Source organism: Spongiimicrobium sp. 3-5, from assembly GCF_046557915.1.
In the GTDB taxonomy this organism is placed as follows: Bacteria; Bacteroidota; Bacteroidia; order Flavobacteriales; family Flavobacteriaceae; genus JBHEBG01.
Genome location: NZ_JBHEBG010000005.1, coordinates 62,585 through 86,795 on the forward strand (window position 1 = coordinate 62,585; position 24,211 = coordinate 86,795).

Below are 24,211 nucleotides of genomic sequence, written 5' to 3' on the forward strand. Positions count from 1 at the left end.
GTCTTTTAGGTTTTTACTTTTCGAATTCTATCGAAACCGGAGTAGGATTGGTAATCATATCGAATACCGGAGAAAATTGTGATAAAGCTCTCAATTGCTCCTCGGAGGCATCGGATTTTACTTTAAATTTTACCTTAATTCCGTCATAACCTTTTCTGATCTCGGGGTTTAGCCCTAAGAATCCGTGAAGGTCTATACCACCTTCCAAAGTAGATTCCATACCTTCAATATCGATACCCTGTGCGGCGGCATGATACGTCATGGCGGCTGTTAGACAAGAACCTAGGGCATGCAGTACAATTTCTGCGGCACTCGGAGCCAAATCCTCACCCAACAATACTGTAGGATGATCTGCTTCCATGGTAAAGGTCTCTTTACGTGTGGTGTCTTCCTCACCTACGCCGTAAAAGCTTTTTACACTGGTGACACAATGACCACCTTCGATCCAATTGTTTTTGGCTCTAAACTCAAATTTTGCCAATTCTGGATTCCCTTGAACCGCTTCTACCGTAGCCATTAACTGATCTACATTTACTCCGTTTTTTTTGTTTGCTGTTGTAATCATTTTAATTATTTTTTTAGTTAAACATTTTTGTTTCCCTAAGGTAAGCACCCTCCATGCCAAAGATTATAATTAATTGATTATCAGTATTTTAAATCGATTTGTAATAATATTTTAAGTAACGAAATATCGTATAAAAACGAAATGTCGTTACTAAATTTATGAGATTTCGTGAATTTATATCGGCCGGATGATACCCAGGGCCTTAATTTTTGAAGTAAGTGTGGTTGGCCGCATTTTAAGTAGGGAAGCGGCGCCGTTCTTCCCAGAGATTTTCCATCTTGTATGTTTAAGAGCCCTGAGAATGTTGTCACGTTCCAAATTAACAAGTTCTTCGGAGGTAAGTACCTTCTCCGTAATGGTCTTGGCTTCCAAAGGTTTTGAGTCTGCAGTAACCGGAATTATTGTAGCCCAATCAATATCCCCTTTTTCGGACACGATTATGGCACGCTCCACCAAATTTTGCAGTTCGCGCACATTACCGGGCCAGTGGTAGTCCTTTAAACGTAATTTATCGGTGTCGCTAATTTGTACGGATGGTTTGTTCAGCTTGTTGGAAAATTCCTGAATCATCTGTTGGGCAATAAGGCAAACATCGTCTCCCCGGTCCCTAAGTGCTGGTACTTCTATAGGAAATACATTTAACCTGTAGTATAGGTCTTCCCTAAAGCTACCGGTACTGGCATGGGCAAGTAAATCCCTATGGGTCGCCGCAATAATCCGGACGTCTACTTTAATCGTTTCAGAGCTTCCTACCGGATCAAACTCGCCCTCCTGGATTACCCGCAGTAGCTTGGGTTGCAGGTCAATCGGCATTTCTCCAATTTCGTCCAGAAATATCGTACCCTTATCCGCCAATAAAAATCGGCCTTTTCTACTTGCCGTAGCACCGGTAAAAGCACCTTTTTCGTGCCCAAACAACTCGCTCTCTATTAAGTTTGCAGGTATGGCACCACAGTTGATGCGGATTAAAGGCTTGTCTGTTCTTTGACTTGCCTTGTGTATAGCTCTGGCCACCAATTCTTTACCCGTTCCGGTTTCGCCGGTTATCAAAACCGTTGCATCAGTGCCTGCCACTTGTTGGATAAGATTCAATACCCGTTGCATGGCCTTATCTTCGGCCAGGATACCATAGCTGCTAGTGAGTTCTTTGATCTCCTCTTCCAGATATTGGGTCTGTGTTGTTAGCAAATTTATTTTATCTTCCGCAATAAGGCGCTCTTCGATATTCCTAAGAATCAATGTAAAAAATGTCTCCTTTTTATTACCATACCTGCTTATGGTACCTTCATTGATGGTTTCCTTACCGTCGCTTCCGATTACCTTAATTAAACTTGGTAAATAGTTGTTAAGGTTGTGGGTCGTCTGTTTCACATCTGATTTTACCAAGGACTCTATGATGTCGGCGCTGGCATCGTCCAAAAAGAACAATACATTGCGTTGTAGAACATCCGTATTTTCTAAAAGGGTATGGGCCGAAGGATTGGTTAAAACGATACGAAAATCACTATTGAACATTATAATGGCGTCCATGGCCCCGTTGATAAGGCCGCTCATTTTGGTATTGTTCAATTCTATTTCTTGCTTGGAAGCCGCCAAACGTTCTTGGATAACATCCAATTCGCGATGACGTTTTATCATTACGGACAATACCCCTTGTGCAAAGCCACTGTCGGTGGCCATTAGTTCCAAAAACTTGGTGCGTGCTATCGCAAGTACCTCGGTTTCCGTATCCGCGGTTACCGTTGCTGATCTATTTTGATTGTCTATTAAGGCATATTCCCCAAAACAATCCCCTTCGGATAAGTAGCCATAGACATGGTCACCATCGTGCACCTTTACCTTTCCTTTGAGCAGCACATACATAAGTTCGCCAACATCTCCTTTTTTAAATATTAGGTCATGTTTTTCGAAAGTCTCGGTTTGGATCTCTTGGCACAAATGACCCAAGGATATCTGGGAAACCTCAGAAAAGAAAGGAACTTTCGCCAGAAAAGCTAGAATATTATGTGCTTTGGTTTTACTCATTGATACCGTATGAGATTAAATATAAAGATTTGGAATGTAATATGAGGCTTCATGGGTTAGATTTATCGGGGCGGATGGCAATGAAGGAGAACGATCTTTCATAAAAGCTAAGTCCCTGATATTATTTGAAGTAGAATTTATATTATATAAATTATGTAAAATAATTTTATATTCTTGGAAAAAATTCATTATTTCGCATTGTGATATGGCTTCACAAAAGCGATTTTCCTCACTTTCGCTAGATCTATAGCCATCCAATATCATCCCTATAACATTATTGGTATCCGATTTAGGTAGCTGCCTTGTCATGGTTTCTTTTCCATTTGTTCAAAAGCAGAAAACTACCTGAAGCGAAAAAAGGGCCCTATACCCACATTTTTATCCCATCGATAGGCAGTCTGCAAGGTTTTGACCTTTCAGATAGCGTTCAAGGACTACAGTTCCCCCATGTAGATCAATAAATGGAATTAGAACAGGATGTTTCGAAAGGGAGAGATTCCCCAAGTGGCGTCCACAACGTTAAATAATGAAGTAAAATGAGAAAAATATTGGCCTAAATGGGAGTATTGAGCGTGCTTAATGTTTAGCTGTAAGAATTATCCCCTCACATTGTTGCAACCCGGTCAAGGGTCAACAGACCAACTCTAGATTTAAATAAATACAAAAAAGAATTTATACACTTAATACAATTTTGATCATGAAAAAAAATATCCTAAAATTAGCATTTCTGTTCGTGTACAGCCTTTCTTTTGGCCAGACCAATCTTCTGGACACGACCACTTGGACGGAGGGAAACACCCCGGCACGGGGCTTTGAAATCACGGGTGAAAATTATGAGAACATTAGGGAAATGGGGATCGATCCATATGGAGGGGCGTCTGTACTGTGGAAAGTGATTCCCAGTAGCACATACCGTGGGAGAGGCGGGTTGAAGGCTTCTCTTTTAGGGATAGATCCCTCTAAAACATATCGATTTACTATCTGGGTCAAGAAAACGGGCTCTATGAACGGAAGAACTTTTTTTGGGACACAAACGCGTGACGATTACGGTAAGGCCACCCTGTCCCTCGAAGGCAACTTCGTTAAAAACCCTTATTTCTGGCAAGGAGAACTCCCAGAGTTGGATAAATGGTATCTGTTGGTAGGTTATATCCATGAAAGTAATTACCAAGGGACTAAAAATTTAGGTGGCATCTATGATGGTGTTACCGGAGTCAAGGTTTTGGATATGGAAAATGATTTTAAGTTTAGGCAAGGTGCGGACAAATTAAAGCACAAGGCCCTTTTTGAATATGGCCGGAACATTTATGATCGACAATTTTTCTGGGATCCACGCGTGGAAGTGGTCAACGGACAGGAACCGACCGTACAGAAGTTGTTGGCAGGTACCCCGGACCCTATTGAAGGCAGCGGTATGTGGACACCGTCGGGACTGGATATCAAGTTCACTACGGGCAATGTGGGCATAGGAACAGCGGCCCAGAATGCCTATAGATTGGCAGTAGACGGAAAGATACATACCAAAGAGGTAAAGGTAGACCTTACGGGCTGGGCGGATTATGTCTTTAAGACAGATTATGACCTGCCCACCCTACGGGAAGTGGAAGCCCATATCGAGGAAAAGGGACACCTGATCAACATTCCCTCCGCGGGCGAGGTGGAGGCCAATGGCATACAGTTGGGCGAGATGAACAGGCTACTCTTGGAAAAGATAGAGGAGCTTACGCTTTACATCCTGGAACAGGAACGAAGAATACAAGTACTGGAAGGCAAACAATAGAAAACTAAAAATCCTTTTTAGGGACACCCAAATTTTATAAATCGAGAAAATGAAAAAACAAACCTGTCAAAAAGGAGCGAGGCGATGGATAACCAGCCTTTTCGCATTATTTATAATACCGGCCTCCTTTTCACAACAGTCGTCCTTAGATTTGCCCGACTATTTTCCAGTATCGCCCAATGCGGCCAGCTTGGGCAGTTATGGACTGTACCCGGTAAATAAAAACCTGGGCAACACCAGTGTTAATATTCCTATCTATACCCTAACGGAAAAAAGTTTATCGGTACCCATCAATTTAAACTACAATATGTCAGGCATAAGGTTGAACGACCTTGCCTCCTGGGTGGGGCTGGGATGGTCATTGAACGCGGGAGGTGCGATCATCAGAAATACGAAGGGACTGCCCGACCTTGATTTTTACGATAACATTCCCCGTATGGAAAACTTTACTTTTAATGAGACCAATTGGGGTTATTTGGTAGAAGCATCCCAGGGCAGTAAAGATACGGCCCCTGACGAGTATGTGTTCAATGCTTTGGGAATAAGTGGTTCATTCTATTTTGATCGGGAAAGTCAAGAAGCCGTATTCGATGATATAACCCAGATAAGAATCACCGCGGTCTCCAAAGAAGAAATACATGCGACATTGCAAGATGGCACCATGTTGATCTTTGGCAAGGATGATAGTGGCAACGTAGTCGCAGAAAAGACCATCAACCCCAACCTTTCAAACCTATACATCTCTGACCCAACGGGCTATATTTCGGCTTGGTATCTCACTAAACTCATTTCAAAAGATAGGCGGCATTCCATCTCTTTCGAATATAAAACTTATTTAAACCAGTATGGTGACAGTCGGGTCGATGATTATTCAATGCCCGTTGGAGAAAATATTCGGGTAGATGGTGATTTCCCCCCGACAACTACGGCCTGGCGGGACTACCTGTCTGCTAGTTATCATGAATTATCGAAAATCAGCAAAAAGTATCTGGACAAGATTGTTTTTGATAACGGTTATATCAAGTTCGAATCATCACTTGGTCGTATGGATTTACAGGAAGACTACAAATTGGATGCAATAAAGGTTTATACCAATGATGGCACACAAGTAGGGAAATTGATAGACGAGTACCATTTCACATATGACTATTTCCAACGTTCCGGGGGTGTTTTTTCAAGGGATTACCAAACAGCGCCGGTCTTCTTTGACTCGGAAAGACAGACCAGAAGTAGGGAAAGTAGTCTGAAATTGACGAGCATGTACCGGGGCCCTTTGCCGAACAGTGATGCAAAACATTCCTTCATTTATAACGAAAGTACCGCCCTACCGCTCCGATGTACCACGGCCCAGGATTCATGGGGATATCCCAACAACAATACCGGAAGCCTGTTACCAAGGACAAAAGCAGCCGCAACCGGATTGAACACCGTTACATATTTTGTCGGTGACGGGGATCGAAGCCCCAATGAACAGAAAATGAAGGCCGCCATTCTTGAGAAAATAACATATCCTACTGGAGGTTCCACAGTATTCGAATTGGAGTCCAATAGACTGTTGGCTAATGAACAGGTCTATGAAAATAAATCGCTTACTGTCCGTGCCTTCGGTAGTGAATGTGACAATTCTTACTATCCACATACCGATAGTAAGCTACTGGAAATTCCGTCGGGCTCAAGGAACATTCGTGCCTCCATTTTTATGAGCCCCATAAGTCATCAAGGATCCTCACAGTCCTACGTTGCCATTGGGTCAAAACAATTTTATAGACCAACACCTAATAGCAGTGGTTACCCAAGCGATAGTTCTGACGGCCTTAGCCAAACCATAGATATGTTCTTTGGGTATAATCTGGGCAGTATTTTTAGCCCAATTCCCCTTCAGGCCGATACCCAATATTCACTCGAGGCGTTTGACAACGGGTTCGGCTCATTCGGCGCCTATGATTGCTCCATGGTCGCGATCACAATTTCCTGGGAACAACCCGCCGGTGTACAGGAAGTGGAAAAACTGGTGGGCGGTCTACGTATTAAATCTATTTCCGATTATGATGGTGAATCCACCGCACCCGTGCGGATAAAGAAATTTGAATATGGGAACCCCAATTTGATACAACCAGAAAGGAACAGGGGCCACGTAAGGGGTATTTTCACTTTCAACCCTTCCACTATTCTATTTTCCCAGGTATCCACTACACCACACTTCAACAATAATTTGGGCGGGGAACCGATTATCGAGTATGGAAAAGTGACGGAATATAATTATTCCTATTTTGATGATGACAATGATCTAACCACACCGCAGGACAATGGCAAAATAGTATCCTATTTTCAGAATATTGCCCCTACCCGTGTAGTGAACACCATCATCGGGGCAATACCTTTCGAACATCCACAGTTCAGTCGCAATTTCGTATACCAAACTGATCGCTGGGACGAGTCCGGCTGGACGGCGGCAACCAAAAATCTGATATACGGTGCCATAAATGGAGTAAGTGAACTTACCTTTTATGAATCCACGGCATGGAAACGGGGGAAACTGAGCAGGGAGGAAACCTACAAAAGAAATGGGAATACCTATATACCTATCAAGGAAGTCGACAACCAATATGAAAATATAGCATCGCTAAGGTTGTTCGACAATTTTATTTATCGCCCCATTGAGTCCACCTCTGGAAGCTGGGACGAACCTACCAACCCTTATAACCAGGAAGTTGACTTTAATAGCATCCTGTTTGCCTATATGATCGGGGAAAAGGAATTGGGAAGAAGGGTGCTAAAGAAGAGTACTACCAAAGTATATGATACAAATGGTTTAAATCCCATAACCACAAGCACCGATTATTTTTATGATAACCCCGCCCACCTGCAGCTCACCCGAATGGAAACTATCAACAGCTTGGGCAATACCGTGGAAACCCTAACCACTTACCCGGACGATATCATTGCGACAAGTTCGGTCACGGGCCCGGATCTTACCACCACGGAAAAACTGGTTATCGATAAACTCAAGGGAAATGACCTGCACCGTATCTCGGAACCGGTACAGGTAGAGACCATTGTGAAGGATGCCAATGGGGGCATTCTTTCCAGGAACAAGCAACGTACCCGTTATCGGGATTGGGGCAATAGCCTTGTATTCCCCGATTCCATTAAAAGCCTAAAGGGCCAATATGATGTTTCCGATAACCCTATGGAGGATCGTATTGTTTACCACGCCTACAATGATAAGGGTAACCCATTGGAGGTTTCCAAAGCCAATGGGCCCCATATTTATTACATCTGGGGGTATAACGACCAGTATCCCATTGCAAAGATCGAGGACTTTGAAACCTCCGACGCAACAGCGATCCAAAGTTTGATAGATGCAGCGGTAACTGCTTCCAATGTGGATTATGACCATTGTGGGGGCCCCACCTGTAAGGAGGAACTGCTTCGGGATGCCCTGGACGCCATACGGAAGCACGCTTCCCTGAATAAGGCGCAGATGAGCAGTTATACCTATGACCCTTTGGTGGGGGTGACCAGTATGACCGATTCTCGAGGTTATACCGTCTATTACGAATACGATGATTTTAATCGATTGAAAGAGATCAGGGATGAGGACAATAATCTGGTGACCGACTACGAATATCACTATAGAAGCCCAAACTAATTAATGAGAATACCTATGAAAATTAATTTTAGTATCAAACAATACCCAAAGAGTCCTATTTGGCCCTTGCTATTTTTTCTTATGGCCACGGGTAGTTTACAAGCACAATATACCATCTACGGTCCCACCAATGTTAAGCAGGGAGAGGAACACTCATATACACTTAGTCCACCAGGTTCGGGGACAGTTAGGTGGTTTGTGCCAGCTTCAGCAACCATAATTAATCCCAATAATGGGGGCGTGGTAGTACGTTGGAATAGTCCAGGCACTTTTTTTGTCAACGCAAATTTCGATACTGGGGGTGCCTCTTTAAACGTTACGGTAACGGGTACGCCGCCACCATCGAATCCCAAGGTATTATCAACTACTTGCGGACGGGCCACGCTTGAAAAAACAGGTGGTATCCCACCGGGGGTCACCTGGTTTTGGCAAGGCAAGAACTCCAATGGTGAAAACGATAGTGCTATTCTAAATGCGGCTACCAACAATTATACCGCTGATCAAGGTTCCGGATATTATTATATCAAGGCAAGAAGAAATAGCGACTTACAATGGAGCGCCGTCTCCGGTAGGGTTTACGTTACTATCCCGACAACACCGACCTTACCCGCGACACCAACCATACAACCTGTTTGTGGCACGTCTAACGTTACACTTTCGCTGACCGGGACGAGCGGTATCACCTATAAGTGGTACAATCCGCAGGGGCAGCAAGTAGGTAGCGGTAATTCCTATACTGTAAACAACGTGGCAACTACAATGAACTATTCGGTGAAGGCACAGGTCAACGGGACGGATTGTCTCAGTTCTTCCCGTACGGTACAGGTGTCACCCAATACCATCCCTTTGCAAACGGATGACGAAAGGACAAATACCTGTGGGTCTTCCACTATTACCCTACAGGCCATAAGCAGCGGTATCTCGCCCACTGATCCCTATATTGAACACCGCTGGTACGAATCCGCTTCTACCTCCATTTATACCCAAGGTACTGAGGTTGGCGGTGGGGCTTCCTACATTACACAGAAAACCGTGGTAGGGGTAAACAAGGATTACTGGGTAAGTGCCGTGTACAAAGGCTGCGAGGGACCACGGAAAAAAACATCGGCGGTATATTTAAACCCTGGCGCACCTACCATCACTTTTATCAATTATTCGGGTACACAATGTGGCCCTACGGCAGATTACGTATTGAGGGCCGTAGGTGGGGCAAGTGGAAGTGATTTTAAATGGTACGATGCCTCTGCCGGGGGAAACCTTTTGGGCCAGCAAAGAGATCTTACCTATACCCTGAATAGCAGTGAGACCGTGAGCGGCCAGAAGATCCTATATCTTGGGGGTACCATAAAAAATGAAGTTGGGTGTTCCTTTCCCATTACACCGAGAAAGACCATAACCATTACTATGGTCAATACCACCCAGACCCCTACCATAGTCCAACAGGCAAGTTGTGGCCCTGGTACCGTTACCTTTACGGCCTCTAGTATAACGGGGGATAGTTATAAGTGGTATGATGCCACGGGGGCACATATTACGGATGGGACTACTTTCACTACCCCTGTACTCACTTCATCCACAGGGTACAAGGTCGCTACAGTGGTCAATGGATGCGAAGGCCCTAGGGTTGACATCACGGCAAATATTAACCCCGTTCCGGGAATTGCTACTGGGGACGATGTACAACGATGTGGGAGCGGAACGGTGACCCTGGTCGCCACATTGGGTTCCTATAGTGATGAAATACGGTGGTACGATGCACTCACTTCCGGGAATTTGGTAGGGACCGGAACCAGTTTCGTTACCCCTGCGTTGAGTACTTCCCAAACATATTATGCAGAAAGTTATAACACGGTTACGCTTTGTGCGGCTTCCGTGAGAGAACCCATTGAGGCATCGGTCATAAGCCAAATAATCTATTATGCCGATCTGGATAATGATGGTCTTGGGGACCCCAACACGCCAAGTGCGCCCACTTGCGCACAACCAGCCAATTATGTTTCCAACAACAACGACCAATGCCCTACGATCAACTCTGCCGATAACAGCTGCGTTATTACCCCGAGTACCGATCCCGAAGCCCATAACTATATCTATACCCGCACATATCAAAAAGAAAGTACCGTAGCCCTAGATCCCCAATTCTTTACAGAAAATGATGCCCTTATTCAACAGATAACCTATTTTGATGGTTTGGGCAGACCCAAGCAAAGTATAGGTATCCGGGCGGGTGGTAACCGTGAGGATATCGTTACCCATATAACTTATGACGGTTTCGGGAGACAAGACAAGGAGTATCTACCCTATGCCGCCACAAGCATGGACGGTGCTTTGCAACCGAATGCCTTAGATAATACGGCGGCTTTTTACAATACCGAAAAATATGAGAACACCCTAAACCCCTACTCGGAAAAACATTTTGAACCTTCGTCCCTGAGCAGGGTGTTAGAACAAGCGGCACCGGGAGAGGACTGGGCGCTTGACAAAAATGCGGACAACGACCATACCATAAAATATGAACATACTGCCAATGTAAGATCCGATTTTGTTAAACGTTACAAAGTGGTCTTTTTAAACAATGATACCCAAAAGCCCCAACTTGTGGATGCCGGGGAGTACAAACCCTCACAATTGTACAAAACCATTACCAAGGATGAGAACTGGCAGGCCGAAGGGCTCATCTTCTATCCCAAGGACTATACCACCGAAGAATATAAGGACAAGCAAGGACGGGTGGTTTTAAAGCGCACCTTCAGTGCAAGTAAGTGGCACGATACCTACTACGTCTATGACGATTTTGGAAATCTCACCTATGTACTGCCGCCAAAGTTCAATAGCTATGCCCTGATTTGGCAAAAAGACAATTTGGAGATGGTAAATTTGAATAATGTGTATTCATTGTATGAGGACGGGCATGAGAGCACTTCCAATTCCGTATTTTATTATTTTAATATCTATATGAAACGATTATCTATCTTTTTTTCTGACTACAGTGGTCCAAAAGTTACTTTAAAAGAAGGGGAAGTACTAGATCTAGGTTTCGATTTTGATATTCCCGACGGACCCTTGGAAGGAAGCATTGGTGTTACCACGCTGCCAGACAGCTTTGAATGGGAGACAGATCATTATACGGCCTCCATCCAAAACGGGAAACTACATTTAACTGGGGACGGTACGATAGCGCATAAAGTATATGGCAATTTGTATTTGGATATCAGTGAACTCAGTACACCCACAAATATTACGGAAAACAACCTGAACGATCTGGCCTATCAATACAAATACGATCACAGAAACCGGCTTATAGAAAAGAAGATTCCCGGCAAGGATTGGGAACGTATCGTTTATAATAAATTAGATCTACCCGTTTTAACACAGGATGCCAATCTAAAATCGGAAAACAGTTGGCTGTTCACCAAATACGATGCCTTTGGCAGGGTGGCCTATACCGGTAAGATCAATAATGCCACAGCAAGGGCCGATGCCCAATCAGAGGCAAATGGAATAGTTACACAGTACGAAGAACGGCTGCCCTTGGCAAATAATTTGAATGGAACCAACGTTTTTTATAGCCACAACGCCTACCCTCAAGATGCCACAAACTTTGAGGTGCTTACCATTGCTTATTATGACGACTATATAGATCTGTCACCAGGGCTGGGCGGTACTGTTACCACCTACTATGGTTTAACCTCTACAAAAAATACCAAAAGCCTGCCTACGGTAAACAAAGTACGGGTTTTGGGCACGGACTCTTGGATTACCTCGGTTACCTATTATGATGACAAGGCAAGGCCCATATATACCCATACCGTAAATCCGTATTTAAATACAACGGACATTGTGGAGAACAAGTTGGATTTTGTGGGCAGGATAGTGGAAACAAGGACCACCCATAAAAAACAGGGACAGACCAATATTGTTACCTTGGATACCTTTGAGTACGACCCTGCTGGGCGTTTGCTGTCGCAAAAACAGAATATAAACGAACAAGGAGAGGAACTGATCGCCAAAAACCATTATGATGCCTTGGGGCAACTCATAAAAAAGGATGTGGGCCATACCAAGGCGCAACCCTTGCAAAAGGTAGATTATACCTATACGGTAAGGGGATGGCTTAAGGCCATCAATGATCCCAACAATTTGGAACAAGACAACGATTTGTTTAGTTTTGGTCTAAACTATAACAGACCGGACGGTGCAAGAAGTTATCTTAATATGCCGTTGTACAATGGTAACATAAGCCATGCCTATTGGAAAACGGCTAGTGAAAACAGTAACTTAAAGGAGTATACTTATAGATATGATGCGCTCAATAGGTTGATGGAAGCCTATTTTGTGGAGGACCGCAGATTTCATTACAAGTTTAACACACGTGTTTACAATTATGACCGTAACGGTAATATAGGAGGGTTGTTCCGTCTTATGCAACATCCCAACTATGAAAATGGTAGCGCAGGAATGGATTATTTAACCTATACCTACGATGGCGGCAACACGCTCTTGGCCGTTATGGACAGTTATGGTACCTCTGCGAACGTTAGGCAAGGTTTTAGGGATGGCAATACAGTAGGTAACGATTATGAATACGATCCCAATGGCAATATGATCAAGGACCTTAATAAGGGCATTACGGACATCGATTACAACCATCTCAATCTGCCCGTTCAGGTGAACTTTGACAGTGGTGGTGTGATAAACTATGTGTACGATGCCTCGGGCATAAAGTTGGAAAAGACAGCAAGCAACGGCACTTATACCGAATATGCAGATGGTTACATTTACGAAAACGATACGTTGCAGTTTTTCGACCATCCAGAAGGGTATGTAACCTCTGACGGTCAAGGAAATTTTGACTATGTGTATCAATTCCGTGACCACATCGACAATATACGTTTGAGCTATACCGATGCGGATGGTGACGGTTCTATTGACCCTTCCAACGAGATAATCGAGGAGAACAACTACTACCCCTTTGGGTTACAGCACAAGGGTTACAATGAAGTGGTATCTCCGCTTGGGAACTCGGTGGCGCAACGTTGGAAATTTAGTGGCAAGGAATTTGATGAAAGTCTTGATATCGATACCTATGATTTTGGCGCAAGGAACTATGACCCTGCACTGGGCAGGTGGATGAACCTTGACCCCTTGGCCGAACAGATGCGTAGACACTCGCCATATAATTATGCATTTGACAACCCGATATTCTTTATCGACCCCGATGGAATGATGCCGTTAGGTTTTGACGAATATGATGAAACTGAACAGGATGTTGCCGAACAAATAGCTATGGAAAAACAAGGTTTTCCGCAACATATTGCAGGAAATGCAGGTGCCAACGATAATAATGGTAATTGCTGCGATTCTATAGTAGACTTTTTCAATTCTGCTCTTTCATTGTTTGGACTTTCTGATAATACTATTGGGGAAAGAATCCAACAAGAAATGGAAGGTGGCGATGATTTTGTGCAAAAATCTGTAAATGTAAACTTGCCATCTGCAAAGCAGATTATCATTAACAATAAAGATCAATTATTAGATACAGCCCAATTATTACAAGACGTTGGCGATGGAGCAGCTTTGGCTGGCTATACCCTAACTTTGACAGTGGTCGGTGCCGAAATTGGAATACCTTTAGCAGCAATTGGGAATGGGATATCCACGGCAGGGAGTGCTCTTGAAATTACAGTGCATTTGACAACATCCGATATACAAAGTGCTGCTAACGAAGCTGGTTGGGTTGTAGCTGGTGAATTAGTCGATGCGGCATTAAGAAAAGTGCCTGGAGGCAGCCAACTCGGCCAGGAAATTATTAAACAGAATGGTTCTATGAAGGTTATATTGACCGAACGTGTTGTAGAATCACAAGAATAAATATAATGAGTAAGATAAATTGGTTTGGTATTTTATTGACCTTAAGTGGTATCATTTATTTGGTCACCCTTTTTTTGAGGCGAAGCCCCAATGAAGGTAATTTATGGGATAAATCGATGTTGTTCAGAGGTATTGTAGGAGGGTTAGCACTTATCGCAATTGGTCTTGTAATGGTTTTTAGTGAATAGATTAACCAAAATTACAGTGTCAAGTAAACATTGAAATAACTCCAATAAACTTTTGAAAACAAAACCACCTTCGGGTGGTTTTTTTATGCATTGAAGTGAAGCAACATTTTTGGAAAAGAAATCCCCGCTAGCGCGAGCATCTTTCTGCTCGTGCGGTGAAGAGTAAGCGATAACGATAAGAAATATAAAGAATAGAAGAACCACGTTCCCGATAGCTATGGGGAGCTATGTTTTTTTTATTTGGCGAATGATTGTGAATAGCTTTCTTCTCCCAAGTATTGGTGAGGAAAGCTTCGAGCGGTACCATTACGCCATGGCGAAGTTTCCGATCAGGTTTTGTGCCAACAAAAATACCTATGGGAGAAGTGTATTTTCTTTTGTTTCATTTTCTTTGGACAAGCAAAGAAAATGAAAGAATCCCTATATTTACAACGCCACGGGTACAAAGCAAAAGAAGGTTGTAAGCACGGGGGCCAATACCGAGTATGCCGGCAATTATGTGTACGAGAACAGTTCATTGAAATTTTTTAACCAGGCAGAAGGCTATGTAGAGCCCAATGGTAGCGACTGGGACTATGTGTACCTCATGGGAAACTCCTTTTAATATTTATATTAGAGTTCGTTCAGGAGAAAATTCGATTGACTACCAAACGGCAGAGTATTTTATGTCTAATTTTGTTGCCATAGAGAAAATGCTTTATGGAGGTTTAAAAGAACAACAAAAACCAAGATTAATGAAATATTTAGGAAAAACACTAGCTATTATTATAATCATTGGGATAATAACAGTTACCGCATGGTACTATTTAAAAGTACCTCCTTTAAAGATAAGTCCAGATAAAATTATCGAAAATTACGAAAATGAGAGTTATGTAGGCGTTGTCCTTGACAAGTATATAGATCAAGAGCAGCATGGTTATCATAAAATTGTTTTGAAAGAAAAGGATGGGCAAAGAATTATATTGCTTGACGACGAAATAAGTAGTGTGTTCAACTATATTAAAAAAGGAGATACACTGCAAAAAGTTTCTGGAAGCCTAAAAATTCATTTGAAACGGCAGGATGTTGATACATTACTATTGATGAAATTTTAACAAATAATCAGTTATGGGATTTTGGTTCTTGGATTGATGGGATAAAACAACATGGATGGAGATGGAGGAGTCACTTGGGTATGACATGATGGAGATGAGCATGAGGCATTATGATCCTGCCCTAGGCCGTTTCTCTACAATGGATCCAGTAACACATCATCAATATTCACCCTACCAAGGTTATGACAACAATCCAATCTTTTGGTCCGATCCAAGTGGTGCTGATAGTGACGAATATGATCATAGCCAACAGACCTTCTTCCAAAGTAGTTTCTTAAATCAAAGTGGAGGACATTGGACCGACCAGTTAAAGGGCATTGATGGGGATAAAAAGTCTGAAAAAAACGATGATTCTTCTGAAACTCAAGATTCGCAGGAAAAAGGAGTCTGCGAAACTTGTCCTAAAAAGATTGATTTGAATGAAAGTCCGGAAAGTATTATAAACGCATTTATTCTGTGGAGTAGATATATTGACAATCAGAATAATGAACGTAGGAACGTATCAGATGCTCTAATTCGGAAAGTAAATGCAGAATCTGACGGGGTGATGAAGTTACTTCACTTTCTTTTTGGAACAGGTGCTTCCGCTGAAAATACAACTGAATTCATTTATGAAGATTCGGGAGTAATTATTGGCGTTCAGGAAGGTTACTTCGTTGGTAAACCTGATAATCTCTTGATGTCAGTATATAAGGATAGTCGTTATATTAGGGTAGACGGGAAGAAAGTAATGCAATACGAAATTAATATCAGGGGGCCAATACCTGAGAATTGTACAAATTGTGGTGACATACCTATAATATTTGCACGTTTTACTGATAGTAATGTTAGAAATAGTGTTTTAGGTAAAATTAGAAGTGACATATACGAAGAGAAATTTCCAGATGCTCCAAGTACATATCATATGAAAAAGTTTTAATCTTAATGTTTGTGATATGAGAAATTACATATTCTATTTCATTTATTTTATTTTATTTTCATGCAGTCCTCAGGATTCTAAAATAGAAGACCTTAAAGGGAATTGGTATCTACAATACCAAGTCAAATTTGAAGATGAATATTTTGAATTATACATTAATGAAGAATTAATATATTACTATTCTTCTCAAGGAATGTTGAAGCCACTTAAATACAAAATTGAAAATGGGGAGTTGTTTGTTGAAAATAGAGTTTCGGGAAAGCTTGAGAACAAAGGCGCCATTCACTATTCAAATGGTGTATTTACAATCGAAATTTTTAATGAGAAAATTAGTCTATTAAGGATTGACAATGAGCCATTTGTTGAAGATATTATTAAAGGAAGAATTAAAGAAAAGGATTACCGAAATTATTTTCATAAAAGATATTCTAAGTGGTTGGGCGAATAGGGTAATGTTCCAAATTGGCACTTTTACCAGCCCCACTCCCACTGGTTTATAACTAGTGGCGATTATGAGTAAGCGATAACGGTAAGAAATATAAATAAGATAAGAACCATGGTCCTAATAGCTATCGAGGGAGCTGTGGTTTTTTATTTGACAAATAATCGTTGATAGTTTCCTTCTCCCAAGTATAGGATTGGAAAGCTACGAGCGGTACCATTATGCCATGGCGTAATGGCCAAGGTTCTAAATCGTAAATAGGGTAACTAAATTTTTACTTTCATCATAAGTTTTATTGATAGTTTTTATTAATTTTATATCACTAAACTATACTCAATGACCATTACCCAGTTGCAGTACGTACTTGCCGTTGCAGAGTACAAGAATTTTACGCTCGCCGCAGAAAAGAGTTTTGTTACCCAACCTACCCTTAGCATGCAGGTACAGAAGTTGGAGGACGAGTTGGACGTGCAGATTTTTGACCGCAGCAAAAAACCCATATCCATTACCGAAGTAGGCCAAAAAATTGTGGCCCAGGCAAAGAACATTGTCAATGAGGCAGAAAGGATAAAGGATATCGTAGATCAGGAAAAAGGATTTATCGGGGGGGAATTTACCTTGGGAATTATCCCAACAATTATGCCCACCTTACTACCTATGTTCCTAAAAACATTTATAAATAAGTACCCTAAGGTAAACCTTATCATTAAGGAGCAGAATACAGATCTTTTAATTCGCAATATCCAGGATGGGCACCTAGATGCCGGTATTGCCGCTACGCCCTTGGAGATAGAATTTATTAAAGAACGGCCCTTGTATTACGAACCATTTGTAGGATACGTACCCAAAACGCATAGATTGGCTAAACAAAATCAGTTGAAAACAAGCGATTTGGAAATTGAGGACGTGCTTTTACTAAAAGACGGACATTGCTTTAGGGATGGGGTAATTAATCTGTGCAATAATTCCAAGAACCATGCTGATGAACATTTTCAATTGCAAAGCGGTAGTTTTGAAACTTTGGTAAACCTATCCAATGAAGGTTTGGGGATGACCCTCCTACCCTACCTAAATACGTTGGATCTGGATGATACCAAGAAGAATAATCTAAAATATTTTCAAAAACCATCACCGGCAAGGGAAGTGAGTCTTATTTATCACAAGAGCGAACTCAAAATTCAGATTACGGAAGCTTTGCGCGATGTAATATCGGGCATAGTACGTGGCGCTATAGCGTTTCAGGATGTGGAAATAATAAGTCCCCTCAACAAAAAGTAATCAGTTTACTCGTTTGTATCTTTCGGAACACTCCTCTATACAGCCTATAAACTGCAAGATTAATTTGCCGTCGGTAAAAACCCTGTTATATACCCCGGTAATCTGCTGACCATCTCTTGTATAGGTAAAAGAAAGCTCGTTTTCGTCCAAGGTGTAGGTACCTAAGCGGTTATGTTCCGGGTTTTTAGAGTTGGTGTAACTAAAAGTGCCATTGGCCTCAAAGCTATAGATCCCACCATCTTCTACCAATGTCCAATCTACAATTCCTCCTGGACTTATTTTTGTGGCTTCCAATTGCCAGTTCCCAATAAGATCGCTTGCGTTGGCATTTACATCGTTCTCTAATGACTTTTCAGAGTCGTTGCACGAAACAAAAAAGGCCATAAGACATACAAGTGCAGTTCTCATAAGGTTGTATAAATAGGTTTATTTAAGGAGCCTAAAATGGCAGTTTGGTTGCCCGGAAAAGTGTTAAAATGTAAAAAGCCACCCGAAGGTGGCTTTGGTTATGCTTTAAGATAAATAATACTTTGCTGTAGCTCTGGCTTATCCGTTATAAACTGGTGCAGCCAAATCTTAAGTTCTTCAATTTCATCAGGTAGTAATCTAGAAACTGCTTTTTTTAATTCTTTACAAAATAATTTTGTGTCAAAACTAACCTTCTGGAGTACAGTTTTAGTGTACTCTAGCATAGCTCTTGCCATATTTATAAATATTTAATTAGATTGTTGTCTATAAAGTTAACAAAAAAAAGGCAAAATTTATTGTTCCTTATCCGTTAAATATTAGATAAATTCATGTTAAGATGTATGAATAACCTTAATAAATGTACTCGTGGTGCTTTTACCCCAATAAAACGGGCAACTCCTTTGCTAGCAATTTTATCTGTTCTAATAAGTTGTTCTTCAACTAAGTACGGAACAACACAAAAAAACCTAAGTCAGAAATTCGCCAATACCCATTATCAAAATCACTTTACCGGATTTCTGCTGGTAGATGCAAATACACGCGATACCCTCTACAATCAAAATTCGCGGAAGTACTTTACCCCGGCAAGCAATACCAAAATCTTTACGCTCTACACCGCCATTAAAACCCTACCCAACAAAATACCAGCATTGCGTTATCTGGTATTTAAGGACACCCTTTTTGTAGAGGGTACCGGTGATCCTACGTTCCTACATCCCTTTTTTAAGGATAGTACGGCCATAAATTTTATGAAGAACTATAAAAATATAGTGGTCAGCACATCAAATTTTAAGGAGGAGAAATTTGGTACGGGTTGGGCTTGGGACGATTACCATTATTACTATTCCGCTGAACGTAGCAGCCTACCCATGTACGGCAATGTGGTAAACCTTCACAATACAGATACCACAATAGCCACACCCCTTGCTTTCCAAAAAAAGATTGTGCCCGTTTCTTTTAAACGCAATAGGGAAATTGATCGTAACCTTTTCTATTTTGATGTTGTAAGACAAGACACGCTACAGGTTCCGTTCATTACCTCGGACAGTCTTACAAAACAACTTTTGGAAAATGTGCTTCATCAAAACATTGCCCTTACCGAAGCTATGCCCAAGGGGCAAAAGGAAATTTTATACAGCGTACCCTCCGATTCACTTTACAAACGTATGATGCAGAAAAGCGATAATTTCTTGGCAGAACAAATGCTGCTGCTTACCTCCTCCTTAATTTCGGACACCTTAAAAACTAAGATTGCAATAACCCATAGTTTGGAAAATCTTCTGGCCGATGTAAAACAACCTCCGCGATGGGTAGACGGATCGGGACTTTCTAGATATAACCTGTTTACACCGCAATCCGTGGTAAATGTGTTGCAAAAGCTGTATGTAGAATTGCCAAAAGCACGTCTTTTTAACCTGTTTCCCACTTGGGATGCATCGGGTACTTTATCGGATACCGAAAAGGGTAACGGCAACACCTACATTTATGCCAAATCTGGAAGTTTTAGCAACAACTACTGCCTAAGTGGTTATCTACTTACAAAATCGGGGAAAACCTTAATTTTTAGTTTTATGAACAACCATTTTAAAAGACCTTCCGCCGAAGTAAGGGAAGAGATAAAAACGGCGTTGGACTGGCTACATCACAATCAGTAATCGATCATCTTTTGCCGATCTAAATGTTCAGAAAATTTATCCAACAGTAATTTTAACTTTGGGGATATGTACCGGGTACAAAATGGTTTATCGGGGTTAGAGTAGTAATAATCCTGAAACAGGTCATCTGAAGGCTTAAAGGCTTTATACAAAAGTACTTTGGTAATCAAAGGATCTTCAAAGCCAGATTGTAATGTGTTTAAAATATCTGCTACCTCTTTGCATTCCTGCTTGTTAAAGACATAAATGGCAGACCGATACTTTGTCCTCAAGGCATGGTCATGGGTACTTTGGTGGGTATGTAAATGTATGTTGATCAAATCTACCAAAGGTATTACGGCAGGGTCATAGGTAACAACAACGCCTTCGGAAAACGCGCTATCTGTACCGTCAGCGGCAATAAAGCCTTGTGCCACACTTTGCACTCCCCTAAGCGACTGAAAAACAGCCTCTGTACACCAATGGCACCCGCCTCCTAAACCAATTTTGGCTTCCTTTTTCATTTGGTTTAATCAAATAATCCATGCATGGACGCATATTGCAATAACATAATAGTTTTGCCATCCTTAATTTCTCCGGTCGCTATCATTTTTAGTGCTGCTGTGAAAGGGTATTCCAAAACTTCAATATGCTCACTTTCGTCATCTGCTCCTCCCCCCTCGCCTACCTTCATTTTATCTTCATAGGCTCCAATGAAAAAAAAGAGGATCTCCGTTACGGATCCGGGAGACATATAGGATTCAAATACCTTGCGGACCCCATCAATTTTGTACCCCGTTTCTTCTTCCACTTCCTTTCTGATGCAATCTTCCGGATGATCCCCATCTAGCAATCCCGCACAGGCTTCGATCATCATACCCGATTCATTACCGTTAACGTAGGTTGGCATACGGAACTGGCGGGTTAAAACCACAGTTCCCTTTTCTTTGTTGTACAAAAGGATAACCGCCCCGTTGCCCCTATCATAGGCTTCACGGTATTGGGTTTCCCAAGAACCATCATCTTTTTGATAGTCGAAAGTAAACTTGTTGAGTATATACCAGTTATCTGATAGTAGTTCTTTTTTTATGTTCCTTATCTTGGGAGTTTTCAATAGTTCGATTTTAAACGGTGATTGCCTGATTTAAATAGCGCCTAAAAGGTAGCATTTCTTTATAGATTTGGATGATTTTGTCCTCAAAATCGTTTTGGTATACATCTTCCTCTTTAAAATAGTGTATTACGGCAAATGTCTTATTTCTAAGCAGATCGATATGTGGGTGATCATTGGCAAAACCTTTGGGGGATGTTTTAAGCTTTTCATCTTCCAATAGATTGCCAAAAGTCTGCTTAAAGGACTTTTTATGGATGATTTTTTTTAAATCTTCCCCGTCATAATCTATGGCATCGCGAATACTACGAAGCGTTTTGGCCTCGGGCCGCCAAAGTCCGCCCGCAAATAGCGAGCTTTTGGTACCGAATTCCAGATAAAAATCTGCAGAACCCGGGGCTTTGTCCAGTGCCGCTCCAAAATAATCGCGGTACACGGGTTTATTGGGGTGAAACATTAAATTGTTATTGATGCGCGTAATGCCTTTTTTGCCTGGCGTTGCATAGTAATTGTCGTCCAGGGCACCTAAGGTGGTGTCCAATTCGTCGAGCCAAGCAATAAAATCGTTTCTAACGGTGTGGTAGCGCTTTCGGTTGTTGTCCATCCACTGCTTAGAATTGTTACGCTCCAGTTCTCTAAGAAAATCGTATAGTCTTTTAAAATTCATTAAAAGCGGTTATCTCCGTCCAACAAATCTCCTATACCCCCAAGAATACTGCCTTCTCCCTTATCCTTACCTTCCCCTTTTGGTGCGGCTGCCCATACCCTGCTTGCCAATCTGCTAAAGGGTAAAGATTGTATGTATACGGTACCTGGGCCTTTTAGGGTAGCAAAGAACAGCCCTTCCCCGCCAAAAACGGTGTTTTTTATACCGCCAACGAATTCTATATCGTAATCTACATCTTTGGTGAAACCAACGATACAACCGGTATCTACCTTCAATACTTCGCCGGCGGCCAACTCTTTTTTGGCCATGGTACCCCCAGCATGTACAAAGGCCATACCATCGCCTTCCAATTTTTGCATAATAAAGCCCTCGCCGCCAAATAGGCCACGTCCTAAACGTTTAGAAAACTCAATGCCTACAGATACTCCCTTTGCCGCACAGAGGAAGGCATCTTTCTGGCAGATGAATTTCCCCTGTTTTTCGGACAGATCTATGGGTAAAATTTTTCCAGGATAGGGAGATGCAAAGCTTACCTGCCTTTTTCCTTGGCCTATATTTAGAAAGGCGGTCATAAAAAGGCTTTCGCCCGTTAGCAATCGTTTTCCTGCAGAGAACAGTTTTCCCAAAACTCCGGTATCTTGGTTAGACCCATCACCAAAAATGGTGTCCATTTTAATATCGGTGTCCATCATCATAAAACTTCCGGCCTCTGCCACTACAGCTTCTTGCGGATCCAGTTCTATTTCTACAAATTGCATCTCTTCCCCGTAAATTTGATAGTCTATTTCGTGTGCATTCATGCTTTTATAAATTTTTGGTTACCTCTATTAGTTGTACACTGGGTAAATTCGTTACATCAAAATATTATTGCTATTGCTGTTTTAGTTTTAGAGTCCACTCAAAAGCAAAGGTGGATACCAAATTATTGTTTTCGTCCATACCTTCAGATTTCATCCAAAGGGTTTGCCCCTCCCCAGTTTCAATGGTTCTTTGCAAAGCATCTTTTATAAGATGGCCATCGGTACAGGTGAAGGTGATACGCCCCCTTGCCTTTTTCGAAAAATTAGCGGTGTTATTGGCTACCAACATGGATATTTTTTCTCCACTGGCCCGAATCTGATCCGTGACCATAGCGCCTGTACTTAGCTCTGCCGCCATGCCCTGCACAGCCCAATACATAGATTTAAAAGGGTTTTGATTTATCCATCGGTACTTTACCGTTACAACGGCCCTTTGGTGGTCCATAGATTTCATACGCACCCCGCACCACCATGCGGCCGGGAGTTTAAAAAAAGTGAATATATTGATTTTACTGGTGCTCTGGGCCATAGTTGTTGGTTTCTTTGCTTCAAAAGTATTGAAAATAATCGAACTCATAAACGTTAAAAATATGTTAATTTTTAGTACTATGTTTTGCATAATACCTTTTTTTAGCCATATATTTGCATAGTCAGTTATTAGGTTATTAACGCTAATAGAGAATTACAAGCCAAAACAGAGTAGGAAAAACACAAGCCATGACAGAGACAATCACAAAACACGAAAGGAACCTAGCAGCCATAATACATGCCTCTACCTTTTCTAAATACATCATCCCTTTTGGCAATTTCCTTTTGCCGCTCATTTTATGGACGGCAAATAAAAAGGAGCACAAATTTGTGGATTACAATGGAAAACAAGCGCTGAACTTTCAAATCAGTCTGCTCTTATACTCTATAGTCCTGGGAATGATTTCCATACCTTTTTTCATTAGTTTCTTGCCCGATATTTTTGAGCACGGGGTATTCAACTTTCCGGACTTCAATGGTTTTAATGGGCTCGATTTCCACTTTGACAACGACCATTATAGGTTTGGCAGGTTCTTATGGCCTTTGGGTATCACCGGATTGGTGCAGGGCGCACTTTTTATCATAAATGTGGTATATACCATTCTGGCAACAATCAGAACCAACGAGGGAGAAACGTTTAAGTATCCCATTACAATAAATTTTATAAAATAGTGTACATACAAGTTTGGTCTTAATCACGCCAAATAACACAGGAGTTTAATCATTAATCAAATCAAGCAAGATGTTTATTCATCAATCAAAAAACGAACAGTCAAATCATGCTGAAAACCAGATCAAATACAGGGAAAAAATCCAAGTCTAGGGACGGCATTAAAAAGAGTACAGAAACTATGAACATAGAAAACACAAAAGCACAGATGCGCAAAGGGGTTTTGGAGTATTGCATTCTCTCCATTCTAAACGGAGAGGACAAATACGCTTCTGAAATTCTTGGCTCCTTAAAGGACGCAAAGATGCTTGTGGTGGAGGGCACAATTTATCCTTTGCTTACAAGGCTCAAAAATGCCGGATTGCTCAACTATCGTTGGGAAGAGTCAACCTCTGGTCCCCCACGTAAATATTATATGTTAACCGAAACGGGAAAACTGTTTCTTAAAGAACTGAACATTACCTGGGACGAACTTAGACACGCCGTAAATCTGGTAACCAACACTAAAAGCAAGTAACG

20 protein-coding genes are annotated in these 24,211 nt (G+C 41.7%); 11 read left to right on the plus strand and 9 right to left on the minus strand.

The window, feature by feature from the left end; translation table 11 throughout:
- Positions 1-13: 13 nt before the first annotated feature.
- Both ACEQ81_RS16805 and ACEQ81_RS16810 read right to left on the minus strand, forming a co-directional pair.
- Positions 14-565 (minus strand): OsmC family protein, encoded by a 552-nt coding sequence (locus ACEQ81_RS16805; protein WP_411032084.1) that lies wholly within the window; start codon positions 563-565, stop codon positions 14-16.
- Between the two features lie 174 nt (positions 566-739).
- The gene (locus ACEQ81_RS16810; RefSeq protein ID WP_411032085.1) at positions 740-2,590 is read right to left on the minus strand and encodes a sigma 54-interacting transcriptional regulator; all 1,851 of its coding nucleotides are present in this window, start codon (positions 2,588-2,590) and stop codon (positions 740-742) included.
- 697 nt (positions 2,591-3,287) lie between these two features.
- Between ACEQ81_RS16810 and ACEQ81_RS16815 the strand changes: the two genes are divergently transcribed.
- The 8 genes from ACEQ81_RS16815 to ACEQ81_RS16850 all read left to right on the plus strand — a co-directional run bounded on the left by ACEQ81_RS16815 (position 3,288) and on the right by ACEQ81_RS16850 (position 17,814).
- Entirely contained in the window at positions 3,288-4,370 is a 1,083-nt protein-coding gene (locus ACEQ81_RS16815) for a hypothetical protein (RefSeq protein WP_411032086.1), read from the plus strand.
- A gap of 49 nt (positions 4,371-4,419) precedes the next feature.
- Complete coding sequence (locus ACEQ81_RS16820; RefSeq protein ID WP_411032087.1) at positions 4,420-8,022, plus strand: hypothetical protein; 3,603 nt, start codon at positions 4,420-4,422, stop codon at positions 8,020-8,022.
- 15 nt (positions 8,023-8,037) lie between these two features.
- Positions 8,038-13,893 carry a DUF6443 domain-containing protein gene (locus ACEQ81_RS16825; RefSeq protein ID WP_411032088.1) on the plus strand — a complete coding sequence of 1,952 codons (5,856 nt, stop codon included), beginning with the start codon at positions 8,038-8,040 and terminating at the stop codon, positions 13,891-13,893.
- Between the two features lie 5 nt (positions 13,894-13,898).
- Positions 13,899-14,081, plus strand: coding sequence for a hypothetical protein (locus tag ACEQ81_RS16830; RefSeq protein WP_411032089.1), 183 nt, complete (start codon positions 13,899-13,901; stop codon positions 14,079-14,081).
- A 557-nt stretch (positions 14,082-14,638) separates the two neighbouring features.
- Positions 14,639-15,175, plus strand: a complete 537-nt coding sequence (locus ACEQ81_RS16835) for a hypothetical protein (RefSeq protein ID WP_411032090.1) — start codon at positions 14,639-14,641, stop codon at positions 15,173-15,175.
- 55 nt (positions 15,176-15,230) lie between these two features.
- On the plus strand, positions 15,231-16,094 hold the full coding sequence (locus ACEQ81_RS16840) for an RHS repeat-associated core domain-containing protein (RefSeq protein ID WP_411032091.1): 864 nt from the start codon (positions 15,231-15,233) through the stop codon (positions 16,092-16,094).
- 16 nt (positions 16,095-16,110) lie between these two features.
- Complete coding sequence (locus ACEQ81_RS16845; RefSeq protein WP_411032092.1) at positions 16,111-16,542, plus strand: hypothetical protein; 432 nt, start codon at positions 16,111-16,113, stop codon at positions 16,540-16,542.
- Positions 16,543-16,872: 330 nt separating this feature from the next.
- On the plus strand, positions 16,873-17,814 hold the full coding sequence (locus tag ACEQ81_RS16850; protein ID WP_411032093.1) for a LysR substrate-binding domain-containing protein: 942 nt from the start codon (positions 16,873-16,875) through the stop codon (positions 17,812-17,814).
- On the opposite strand, the gene ACEQ81_RS16855 is transcribed toward ACEQ81_RS16850, so the two are convergent.
- Both ACEQ81_RS16855 and ACEQ81_RS16860 read right to left on the minus strand, forming a co-directional pair.
- Complete coding sequence (locus ACEQ81_RS16855; protein WP_411032094.1) at positions 17,815-18,222, minus strand: lipocalin family protein; 408 nt, start codon at positions 18,220-18,222, stop codon at positions 17,815-17,817. It lies immediately after the preceding gene.
- A gap of 98 nt (positions 18,223-18,320) precedes the next feature.
- On the minus strand, positions 18,321-18,518 hold the full coding sequence (locus ACEQ81_RS16860; protein WP_411032095.1) for a hypothetical protein: 198 nt from the start codon (positions 18,516-18,518) through the stop codon (positions 18,321-18,323).
- Between the two features lie 105 nt (positions 18,519-18,623).
- On the opposite strand from ACEQ81_RS16860, the gene ACEQ81_RS16865 reads away from it, so the two are divergent.
- Positions 18,624-19,937 carry a D-alanyl-D-alanine carboxypeptidase/D-alanyl-D-alanine-endopeptidase gene (locus tag ACEQ81_RS16865; RefSeq protein ID WP_411032096.1) on the plus strand — a complete coding sequence of 438 codons (1,314 nt, stop codon included), beginning with the start codon at positions 18,624-18,626 and terminating at the stop codon, positions 19,935-19,937.
- Here ACEQ81_RS16865 and ACEQ81_RS16870 read toward each other — a convergent pair.
- The 5 genes from ACEQ81_RS16870 to ACEQ81_RS16890 form a co-directional block, all read right to left on the minus strand.
- Positions 19,931-20,440, minus strand: coding sequence for a peptide-methionine (S)-S-oxide reductase (locus ACEQ81_RS16870; protein ID WP_411032097.1), 510 nt, complete (start codon positions 20,438-20,440; stop codon positions 19,931-19,933). The genes ACEQ81_RS16865 and ACEQ81_RS16870 overlap by 7 nt on opposite strands.
- Positions 20,441-20,445: 5 nt before the next feature.
- Positions 20,446-21,030: a GDP-mannose pyrophosphatase NudK gene (nudK, locus tag ACEQ81_RS16875; protein ID WP_411032098.1), complete on the minus strand. Its 585-nt coding sequence runs from the start codon at positions 21,028-21,030 to the stop codon at positions 20,446-20,448.
- A 10-nt stretch (positions 21,031-21,040) separates the two neighbouring features.
- Positions 21,041-21,694, minus strand: coding sequence for a DUF2461 domain-containing protein (locus ACEQ81_RS16880; protein ID WP_411032099.1), 654 nt, complete (start codon positions 21,692-21,694; stop codon positions 21,041-21,043).
- On the minus strand, positions 21,694-22,494 hold the full coding sequence (locus tag ACEQ81_RS16885) for a TIGR00266 family protein (RefSeq protein WP_411032100.1): 801 nt from the start codon (positions 22,492-22,494) through the stop codon (positions 21,694-21,696). The genes ACEQ81_RS16880 and ACEQ81_RS16885 overlap by 1 nt, the downstream gene beginning before the upstream one ends.
- A 70-nt stretch (positions 22,495-22,564) precedes the next feature.
- The gene (locus ACEQ81_RS16890) at positions 22,565-23,023 is read right to left on the minus strand and encodes a DUF4442 domain-containing protein (protein WP_411032133.1); all 459 of its coding nucleotides are present in this window, start codon (positions 23,021-23,023) and stop codon (positions 22,565-22,567) included.
- A 188-nt stretch (positions 23,024-23,211) separates the two neighbouring features.
- Here ACEQ81_RS16890 and ACEQ81_RS16895 point away from each other — a divergent pair, with 188 nt between their 5' ends.
- Both ACEQ81_RS16895 and ACEQ81_RS16900 read left to right on the plus strand, forming a co-directional pair.
- Entirely contained in the window at positions 23,212-23,694 is a 483-nt protein-coding gene (locus tag ACEQ81_RS16895) for a DUF4870 domain-containing protein (protein ID WP_411032101.1), read from the plus strand.
- A gap of 179 nt (positions 23,695-23,873) precedes the next feature.
- Positions 23,874-24,209 carry a PadR family transcriptional regulator gene (locus ACEQ81_RS16900; RefSeq protein WP_411032134.1) on the plus strand — a complete coding sequence of 112 codons (336 nt, stop codon included), beginning with the start codon at positions 23,874-23,876 and terminating at the stop codon, positions 24,207-24,209.
- The last annotated feature ends 2 nt before the right edge of the window (positions 24,210-24,211 follow it).